At 66.8% G+C, this 9769-nt stretch carries 9 protein-coding genes; 2 read left to right on the top strand and 7 right to left on the bottom strand.

Features of this window, described 5'->3' with window-relative positions; all coding sequences use genetic code 11:
* Together LPN03_RS14095 and LPN03_RS14090 are read left to right on the top strand one after the other, a co-directional pair.
* The coding region (locus LPN03_RS14095) for an ABC transporter ATP-binding protein (protein WP_262454710.1) at positions 1-687 on the top strand (687 nt) is incomplete at its 5' end.
* 97 nt (positions 688-784) lie between these two features.
* A complete protein-coding gene (locus LPN03_RS14090; protein WP_262454709.1) occupies positions 785-1177 on the top strand; it encodes an META domain-containing protein in 393 nt (130 codons plus the stop codon).
* A gap of 24 nt (positions 1178-1201) precedes the next feature.
* Here the strand turns inward: LPN03_RS14090 and LPN03_RS14085 are convergent, their stop codons facing one another.
* The 7 genes from LPN03_RS14085 to araA form a co-directional block, all read right to left on the bottom strand.
* A complete protein-coding gene (locus LPN03_RS14085; RefSeq protein ID WP_262454708.1) occupies positions 1202-2740 on the bottom strand; it encodes an alpha-N-arabinofuranosidase in 1539 nt (512 codons plus the stop codon).
* A 53-nt stretch (positions 2741-2793) separates the two neighbouring features.
* Positions 2794-3693 carry a carbohydrate ABC transporter permease gene (locus LPN03_RS14080; RefSeq protein WP_262454707.1) on the bottom strand — a complete coding sequence of 300 codons (900 nt, stop codon included), beginning with the start codon at positions 3691-3693 and terminating at the stop codon, positions 2794-2796.
* A 2-nt stretch (positions 3694-3695) separates the two neighbouring features.
* The gene (locus LPN03_RS14075) at positions 3696-4628 is read right to left on the bottom strand and encodes a carbohydrate ABC transporter permease (protein WP_165183105.1); all 933 of its coding nucleotides are present in this window, start codon (positions 4626-4628) and stop codon (positions 3696-3698) included.
* A gap of 65 nt (positions 4629-4693) precedes the next feature.
* Positions 4694-6031, bottom strand: coding sequence for an extracellular solute-binding protein (locus tag LPN03_RS14070; RefSeq protein ID WP_410468596.1), 1338 nt, complete (start codon positions 6029-6031; stop codon positions 4694-4696).
* A 231-nt stretch (positions 6032-6262) separates the two neighbouring features.
* A complete protein-coding gene (locus LPN03_RS14065) occupies positions 6263-7282 on the bottom strand; it encodes a LacI family DNA-binding transcriptional regulator (RefSeq protein WP_262454706.1) in 1020 nt (339 codons plus the stop codon).
* Between the two features lie 60 nt (positions 7283-7342).
* On the bottom strand, positions 7343-8281 hold the full coding sequence (locus LPN03_RS14060) for an aldose 1-epimerase family protein (RefSeq protein WP_262454705.1): 939 nt from the start codon (positions 8279-8281) through the stop codon (positions 7343-7345).
* Positions 8242-9762 carry an L-arabinose isomerase gene (gene araA, locus LPN03_RS14055; protein WP_262454704.1) on the bottom strand — a complete coding sequence of 507 codons (1521 nt, stop codon included), beginning with the start codon at positions 9760-9762 and terminating at the stop codon, positions 8242-8244. The genes LPN03_RS14060 and araA overlap by 40 nt, the downstream gene beginning before the upstream one ends.
* Between the last annotated feature and the right edge of the window lie 7 nt (positions 9763-9769).

Raw genomic sequence — 9769 nt, 5'->3', positions numbered from 1 at the left:
CTTTCCAACGTCACCCTTGACTACCCCGACGGCGACGGCACCGTCACCGCCCTGGACAGCGTCAGCCTGTCCGTGGACGCCGGCGAGTTTGTCTCCCTGGTGGGCCCGTCCGGCTCCGGCAAGTCCAGCCTGCTGGCCGTGGCCGCCACCCTGGTCACGCCGACGTCGGGCCTGGTGGTCATTGACGGCACCGACGCCCACTCCCTGTCCGCCAAGGAACTCACCACGCTCCGCAGGGACAAGGTGGGCATCATCTTCCAGCAGCCCAACCTGCTCGCTTCCCTGACGGCCGCCGAACAGCTCATCATCGGCGACCACCTGCGCGGGAAGTCCCTGCGCGCGGCGGCGGGCCGGGCCGCGGAGCTGCTGGACGTCGTCGGGCTGGCCGACTGCGCCGGCAAGCGCCCGCACCAGCTCTCCGGCGGGCAGCGCCAGCGCGTCAACATTGCCCGGGCCCTGATGGGCTCGCCCAAGGTCCTGCTGGTGGACGAGCCCACGGCGGCGCTGGACCACGAGCGCAGCGAATCGATCGTGCGCCTGCTGCGCCAGGTGACGGACGAATTCCAGGTCGCCACCGTGATGGTCACCCACGACACGGAATTCGTGCCGCTCACCGACGGCGTCGCAACCATGCGCGACGGCGTCCTGACGGCGGCCGTGCCCACCTCACCGCTGGTGCCCGCCTGACCCTGCCCGGTGCAGGGAACGGGGGCGGCAACCAAGGTGCATGCAATACCATGGGGGAAACGGAACTGCTGAGCCCCACGAACGGAGCAACCTCTTCATGAAACGCGTCCTCGCCCTTGCCGGCGGCCTTGCCCTCGCCTTCACCATGTCCGCCTGCGGTGCCTCAACCGGCCCGGTCGGCACCTGGGGCAACGGCTACAACACCGACAAGCAGCCGTACCTGCAGCTCGCCGTGGCGCAGCAGACGGGCGGCGTTTCGGCCGGCTACCTCTCCGGCAGCGACGGCTGCAACCGCATCGTGGGCCAGTGGGCCGTGCAGGACGCCAACCCCAACGTGGTCCAGCTCCAGCACCAGGCAAACACCAAGACGTCCTGCGACGGCATCGACACCTGGCTCAGCGGCGCGGCCGGCGCCAAGATCGACGGCAACAAGATGACCATCACCGACGCCAAGGGCGCCACGATCGGCGTCCTGGACCGCCGCAGCTAGCACGGCCCAGGACGCCCGCGGGCGCTAGTTTTTCGCCACCTCAAGTTCGACGACGGACCAGGACAGTGCGGGGAGCGCCACCTTCAGCTGGTCCCCGGCGGCGGTGACGCCGTCCAGGGGCACCATTCCCACCTGGTCCTGCGCCGCCAGCGTGTTCTTGGTGAAGCGGTCCCCGCCTTCGGGCACCTTCAGGACTTCGGCCCGCAGCACCCGCTTGGCGTCAAAGCCGCGCAGCGCCACGTCCACCTCGGCGGCCTCGTCCAGCCCCCGGTTGGCGAGGAACAGGGCAAGGCGGCCTGTTTCCTCGTTCCAGGTGGCGCTGACATCCACCAGGTCCGCCCCGCCGAACTGGGTGGTTTCCACCTTGTCCGAAACCACGTTTGTGCGCAGCACCTGCCCCTTGGCCAGTTCCGCCATCCGGGCGAAGGGGTGGAAGATGGTCTGGCGCCAGGCCGGTCCGTTGGGCTCCGCCAGGATCGGGGCAATGACGTTGACCAGCTGGGCCTGGTTGGCGATCTTGACCCGGTCGCCGTGGCGCAGCAGCGAGTTCAGCAAGGTGCCCACCACCACGGCGTCGGTGACGTTGTACTTGTCCTCGATGACGCGGGGGTGCTCGCGCCAGCCGGAGGCGTTGACCTGCTCCGGCTGGTCCTCGGTGTCCAGCCCGCGCTGGTACCAGACGTTCCATTCGTCAAAGGACAGGTTGATGTGCTTTTTATGCTTGCCCTTGGCACGCACGGAGTCCGCCGTGGCCACCACGGCGTCGATGAAGTAGTCCATGTCCACGGCGCTGGCCAGGAAACTGGCGGCGTCGCCGTCGTGCTCCTGGTAGTAGGCGTGCAGGGAGACGTAGTCAACCTCGCTGTAGGCATGGGTGAGCACTGTCTGCTCCCAGGCGCCGAAGGTGGGCATGCCGGAGCCGGAGCTGCCGCAGGCCACCAGCTCAATGTCCGGGTCCACCAGCCGCATGGCCTTCCCTGCCTCCTGGGCCAGCCGGCCGTATTCCTGCGCCGTCTTGTGGCCAATCTGCCACGGGCCGTCCATCTCATTGCCCAGGCACCACAGCTTGATGTTGAAGGGGTCCCGGTGGCCGTTCCTTGCACGGAGCTCGGACCAATAGGTGCCGCCGGGGTGGTTGGCGTATTCCACAATCTCGCGGGCCGCCTCCACGCCGCGGGTGCCCAAGTTGATGGCCTCCATGATCTCGGTGCCGGCCTTCCTGGACCAGTCAACGAATTCGTGGAGCCCGAACGCGTTGGTTTCCAGGGTGTGCCAGGCGCCGTCCAGGCGGCGAGGGCGCTCCGCCACCGGGCCGATCCCGTCCTCCCAGTTGTAGCCGGAGACAAAGTTGCCGCCGGGGTAGCGGATCACGGTGGCGCCCAGTTCGCGGGTCAGGGCCAGGACGTCCTCACGGAAGCCCTGCGCATCCGCCCGGGCATGGCCGGGCTCGTAAATGCCGGTATATACGCACCGGCCCATATGTTCCACAAAGGATCCGAAGAGGCGGTGCGGAACCTCGGAAACGGTGAAGTCGCGGTCAATGCTGATCCGTGCGCGTGACATGTGGCTGGTTCTCCTAGTGGGTATGTGTGATTTGAAAAAGCTGGGGGTGAAATTCAGGTCCCGGCCAGGCCGGTGGTGGAAATGCCCTTGATGATCTGGCGCTGGAAGAACAGGAACACCAGGATCAGCGGCAGCGCGGCCAGCAGGGCGGAGGCCATGTTTTGCGCGTACTGGATTCCGTAGGCGCTCTTGATGGTCTGCAGGCCCACGGGCAGGGTCAGCATGGCGCTGTCATTGGTGACGATGAACGGCCAGAGAAAGTTGTTCCAGGCGCCAATGAACACGAAGATGGCCACGGCGGCCAGGATGGGCCGGGACAGCGGCAGCACCACCTGCAGGAAGATGCGGATCCGCCCGGCGCCGTCCACCAGGGCGGCGTCCTCAAGCTCGCGGGGGATCTGGTCAAAGAACTTCTTGAGCACAAACACCATGGCCGGCGCAATGACCTGCGGCAGGATGATGCCCCAGTACGTGTCAATCATGTGGAAGGAAACCATCTGGTAGAACAGCGGAATGATCAGCACGGGCGGCGGCACAATCAGCGATGCCACGATGACGGTCATGAGCACCTTGCGGCCCTTGAAGTCGATCCGGGACAGCGCGTAGGCGGCCAGCGCGGAAATCACCAGCGTGACGGCCGTGACGGCGGCGGAGGTGAACAGGGAGTTCCATGTCCATTGCGGAATGTTTCCCTGCTGGAGCACCTTGGCGAAGGCGTCGAAGGTGAACCCTGACTTTGGCACCAGCGTGATGGGCGCCGCCGCGGCCTCCGTCTCGCTCTTGAACGCCGTGATGGTGGCCCAGGCAAAGGGCACCAGCCAGGTCACCGCCAGGACGGCAACTATGACTGTGGCAATGATGCGTGCCGGGGAAAGCGGCTTGCGCCGTTTCCTGGAAGGCTCGACGGCGGTCCGGCGGCTGGTGCGGGCGGGTGCGGTGAGGGTGGTGGCCATGGCTATGCGCTCCTCTTGCGGGTGACGGCGAATTGGGCGATCGAGACAACCACGATCAGGCCAAAGAAGATGTAGGAGATGGCTGCCGAATAGCCCAGCCGGTAGCCGGTGAAGCCGGCCTCGAAGATGTACTGCACAATGGTCCGGGTTGCCCCGCCGGGGCCTCCCCCGGTCATTTGGTACACCTGGTCGAAGATTTTCAGCGAGGCCAGGACCTGCAGGATCACGATCATGATGGTGGTCTGGTTCAGCTGCGGCAGCGTGATGGAGAAGAACTGGCGCCACCCTCCGGCGCCGTCCAGCTGTGCCGCCTCATAGTGCGCCGTCGGGATGTTTTGCATGGCGGCCAGGTACAGCAGGAAGTTGAAGCCCACAGTCCACCACAGGGTGGCGATGACGATCGACCACATGGCCACGTCGGGGTTGTTGAGCCAGTCGACCGGGGCCAGGCCCACCTTGCCGAGGACGTCGTTGATGAGGCCCAGCTGGGGGTTGAACATCCAGACAAAGAACAGGGAGACCACGGTGGAGGCGAGCAGGAACGGGGCGAAGAAGGACAGCCGCCAGAGCCATTGGGCGGGCAGGCCCATGTTGACCAGTGCGGCCATCAGCAGGGCCACCAGCACCAGGGGCACGGTGCTGATGACGGTGAAGTACAGGGTGTTGCCGAGGGAGTGCCACATGTCGGCGTCCCCGAGGGCTTCGGCATAGTTGGCCAGGCCCAGGAAGGAACTGTTGGCCCCTGTCAGGGACTTGCCCGTGAAGCTCATGACGACCCCGTAAATCAGGGGCCAGATGAGGAACAGGCCAAAGAACGCCAGGAAGGGCGCCATGAAGGACCAGCCGTGGATCCTGTCGCGCCGCTTCCGTGCCTCGTGCCGGTTTTCAGCAGGCGCCGCGGGTGCCGCCTGCCGCTTGTCGATGGTAGTGCTCATTGCCGTGGCTCCCTTGCCGCAAGAATTTCTCTCCCAAACATGAATTGTGATTCCATCCCCGCCGCCTACACCGGGTTCGGCTTGGACAGCAGGGTGTCCAGGCGGCGGACAAACGCGTCCCAGCCGTCCTTGGCCTGGGTGCGCCCGAGGAACACGTTTTGGATGTTCTCGGCAAAGTAGGACTGGAAGTCGGAGCCGGAGCCGGTGAACCAGGCCCGCGGATCGTAGTTGATGATGTCCGCGGCACCGGCGTAATGGGCCTGGGGCAGCAGGTTTTTGTAGGCCTCGGAGCGCACCACGGGCTGGAAGGCGGGGATGTGTCCGGCTTTGGCCCAGTTCAGCGAGCCCTTGAGTATTTGGGCCACGAAGGCGTAAACATCGGACCGCTTTTGCTCATCCAGGTTCTGCTGGTGCGGGAGGACGAAGGCGTGCGAGTCCGCGTAGGCGGCGGGGGTGCCGAAGAGGGTGGGGATGGGCATGGCGTCAAAGGGGACCTTCGCGGTTTGCATGGTGGGCAGTTCCCACACGCCGCTGGCCAGCATGCCCGAGCCCTGGCTGGCAAATTCTGCGATGGCAGTGCCGCCGTCGCCGCTGGCCGTGGCAATTTTTCCGTCCAGCAGGGAGTGGATGTATTCGAGCACGTCCACGGCCACGTCCCTGTCCACCTTGGCCTTCTGCCCCTGCGGCAGTTCCATGGTGGCGCCGTGCTGGCGGTAAAAGGTGTAAAACATGCGCCACATCTGGGCCCCGTCGCTGAGGTAGCCGTAGGACAGGCCGTGCTTGCCGGTGACCTTGGCCATCTCAAGGGCGGCTTCCTTGAAGCGGTCCCCGCTGGTGATGGTCTCCAGCTGGCCGTTGGCGCCCAGCACGCCGGCCTTGCCGGCCACCTCGGTGTTGTACATCAGGATGAAGGGGTGGGAGTCCAGGGCGATGGAGAAGACCTTGCCGTCCAGCTGGCTGTTTTCCCAGATGCGCGGTGCGAAATCGTCCTTCGTGACCCCGTGCGTGGCCAGCAGGTCCAGGTCCCAGGGGTCCAGGAGCCCACCGGGGGCATAGCCGGGAACGCGGGCCGCGTGCATGATGGCAACTTCCGGCGGCCTGCCGCCGGCGGAGGCCATCGCGAGCTTGGTGTAGTACGGGGCGCCCCAGGCCAGTACGGTGGGCAGCACCTTGTAGGCCTGCTGCGAGGCGTTGGCGGAGTCGATCATGGCCTGCATCTTGATTCCGTCACCGCCTGAAAGCAGGTGCCAGAACCGCAGCTGCTCCGCCCCGGCTGCCTGGGCCGTGCCGCCGCAGCCGGACAGCATGCCGGCCGCCGCCAGCCCGGACAGTGCCAGTCCGCCGCTGCGCAGCAGCGTCCTTCTGGACAGCCCGGTTGCGGATCCTTCACGCGCTCCGTGCATCGCTCACTCCTTCGTTTGCGCCGAATCAGTTCATTCGATGTCTGAGGTAAATCCCTGGCCTGTGTGCCATCCGGCAACCGTGCCGTCCGTCCACCGCGGCGTGCGGCGAAATGCCGCCGCCCCGGTGGACGTTTGGTGACCTGAAACACAGATTACATCGTTGTAATAGGCGGCGCAAGAGTTTTTTGTTAGCGCGCACAATGTTTCTTTCGCACGGCCCGCGGCCCGGTGTCAGGCTCCCGGTCCGGAAATGGCCCCCGTGCTGGCACGGACCACCAGCTTGTAGGGCAGCGCCAGCTGGACCGGCTCTCTCCGCCGGTCCGCCATGCGTTCGGTGAGCAGCCGCAGCGCGTTTTCAGCCATGGCGCGCTTGTCCACGGAGATGGTGGTCAGCGCGGGGACGGCATACTGGCCGTCCGCCACGTCGTCAAAGCCGGCCACCAGGATGTCTTCGGGCACGCGGTGCCCGGAAGCGGCCAGCACGCTCAAGGCGCCAATGGCCAGCGAGTCCGTGAAGCAAAAGAGCGCGTCCGGCAATTCATGCCGCGCCAGGAAGTCCGCCAGGGCGGCGGCACTGCCTGCCGGCGTCCACTCGTCGCAGGCAATTTCCAGCGCGGGGTCGTGGGGAATTCCGGCATCCTGGAGGGCCAGCCGGTAGCCCTCGGTGCGCACCAGTGCCGTTGCGGAGCTGCGCCGGTCAACGCAGCCCAGCACGGCGATCCGGCGCCTCCCCGTGCCGGCCAGCGCCAGTGTCATCTCCCGCGCGGCACCAACATTGTCCACGCCCACCTGGTCCACGCGCCGCTGCGACACCTCTCCCAGCAGCACCATCGGGGGCAGGTTTCCGCCCACCCTGATGGCGCTCTCATCCAGGTCCACGGGATTCAGGATCAACCCGTCGATCAGGTTGGACCGGGCCTTGGTCACCAGCTCAAACTCCCGGCCCGGATCCCGGCCCGTCTCCTCAATCTGGACGCCGAACCCCTGCTCGTGGGCCACCTCCACAACGTGGTGGGCCAGCTCGGCTGAATACGGCGTGGCCAGGTCGGGCAGTGCCAGCGCAATGACGCCCGTGCGTCCGTTGCGCAGGCCCCTGGCGGAAAGATTGGGCACGTAGTCCAGCTCCGCCAGGGCGGCCTCCACCTTGGCGCGCGTGCGTTCACTGACGGGGACCAGCCCGTTCACCACATTGGAGACGGTTTTGGGCGAGACCCCCGCGCGGGCTGCAACGTCCTTCACCGTAGCCCGCATTCGTTCCTCGTTTCATCGTTGCGGCGGGACAATCGCCCGCCGCTTTGATGCTACAAGACCCTAGCCGCCAAAAATGCTCCAGCCGGCCGTGTGGCTGTCCCCGGGTTCCAGCCGGATGAGGTCCGTGCCGGAATTGAATGCATCCGGCGGGCAGGTCATGGGCTCCACGGCCAGACCCAGGCGGCCCGGCACACCTTCCGGCTTGTCCGCCGTGTGGAGCTGCAGCCAGGGGCACGAGGCGTCCCACTGCATTCCCACGAACGTCCCGGAGGGGTCGGAAAGGAGCAGCCGGTGCACGCCGTCCGCGTCCAGGCCAAGGCCGGTGAAGGCATGGTCAATTTGCGTGGTTCCGATGACCCGGGGCGTGCGGAAGTCAAAGGCGTGCCCCTCCACCGCCTCCAGGCCCAGCGGCAGCAGGCGGTCCGGCGTCACGGCCAGGAAGTGCGACGCCGGCACGGACAGAGTCCATTCGTCCAGCGGCGCCTCTCCCGCCACCAGGTAGGGGTGGGGGCACACGCCGTAGGGGGCTGCGGCCGTGCCAACGTTGCTGGCGGTCACGGTGCAGTGCAGCCCATTTTCGTCCAGGCGGTAGTCCGCGCGGACCTCCAGGGCGGACGGGTACCCCTTCGACGGTTCCAGGGCACAGCGCAAGGTGAGCCGGTCGTCGTCGTGCGCTTCCAGCTCCCACTCCAGGCCCAGCACCAGCCCGTGGAGGGCCGTCCCGCGGTCGCGCTCGTTGAGGGGGAGGTGGTACACGTCCCCGTCCCAGCGGTAGGCGCCGTCCGCCACCCGGTTTGGCCAGGGCGCGGCAATGATGCCGCGGTAGTCCGGGATGGGCACATCGGCGGAAAACGGCACCACCAAGTCGCGGCCCAGGTGCTGGAGTTCGCACAGGGCGGCACCCCGGGCCACGATGCGGGCCGTGTAATCCCCGGCCTTGATGAGGTAGTCGGGTCCGTTCACAGTCCGCCGGCCAGCTTGTAGTACGCCTGGTTCCATCGGATCTCCTTCTTGAAGTCGCGCAGGGTGGTGCCCTGGTCAATGGTCAGAAGTTCAGTTTGCGCCATTTCGGCGAAGTCCTCAAATGCCTCCACGCCCACCTGCGTGGACAGCACTGTGTGGTGGGCGGCACCGGCCGTCAGCCAGGCGGCGGCGGACGTGGCAAAGTCCGGCTTGGGGGACCAGAGGGCGCGGGCCACGGGCAGCTTGGGCAGCGGCTGCTCCAGCGGGACCACATCCACGGCGTTGGCCACCAGGCGGAAGCGGTCCCGCATGTCGGACAGGGCCACCACCACGCCCGCGCCCGGGTCCGTGTCAAAGACCAGCCGTACGGGGTCCTCACGGCCGCCAATGCCCAGCGGGTGGATCTCCAGGCGGGGCCGGGACGTGGTCAGCGACGGGCAGACTTCAAGCATGTGCGCGCCGAGGATGGTCTCCTGCCCCGGCACCAGGTTGTAGGTGTAGTCCTCCATGAGCGAGGCCCCGCCGGGCAGCCCGGCACCCATGACCTTGGCGGCCCGGACCAGGATGGCCGTCTTCCAGTCGCCCTCTGCGCCAAAGCCGTAGCCGTCCGCCATGAGCCGCTGCACGGCGAGTCCCGGAAGCTGGCGCAGGGCACCCAGGTCCTCGAACGACGTCGTAAAGGCAGCCGAGCCGTTCGCCTCCAGGAAGGAGCGCAGGCCCAGTTCGATCTTCGCCCCGTAGCGCAGGGACTCGTGCCGCTCCCCTCCGCGGCGCAGCTCCGGGGCCACGTCGTAGAGTTCCGCGTATTCGGCCACCAGCGCGTCAACATCCGCCTCGGCGGAGGCGTGGACGGCGTCGGCAAGTTCGTTGACGCTCCAGGTGTTGACGGAAACGCCCAGGCGCAGCTCCGCCTCGGTCTTGTCCCCTTCCGTGACCGCCACGTTGCGCATGTTGTCGCCGAAGCGGGTCAGCTTCAGCCCGCGGACGGCGGCCCAGCCGGCGGCCGCACGCTGCCACACGCCCACCTGGCGCTGCACCTCCGGGTTGGACACGTGTCCCACCACGGTTTTCCGGGGCACGCCCAGGCGGGTCTGGATGTAGCCAAATTCGCGGTCGCCGTGGGCGGCCTGGTTGAGGTTCATGAAGTCAAAGTCAATGTCCTCCCACGGCAGTTCCACATTGGCCTGGGTGTGCAGGTGCAGCAGGGGCTTGCGCAGCGCGTCCAGCCCCTGGATCCACATCTTGGCCGGGGAGAAGGTGTGCATCCACGCTGTCACGCCAATCACGTGGTCCGCGGCGTTCGCCTCAAGGGCGGTGCGGCGGATCGCGTCGGAGTCCGTCAGGACCGGCTTCCAAACCAGCTTCACGGGGGCGCCGGAGGCATTGAGCGCATCGGAAATTTCGCGGGACTGCGCGGCCACCTGGGCCAGCACCTCCTCCCCGTACAGGTGCTGGCTGCCGGTCAAAAACCATACTTCGTACTGCTGAAGGGACACTGCGGCGGGATTGATCGTCATGATTTCC

Source organism: Arthrobacter sp. A2-55 (assembly GCF_025548615.1).
GTDB classification, from domain to species: domain Bacteria; phylum Actinomycetota; class Actinomycetes; order Actinomycetales; family Micrococcaceae; genus Specibacter; species Specibacter silviterrae.
Note: the sequence above shows the minus strand (reverse complement) of the source record. Positions and strands in the feature narration are given on the sequence as shown.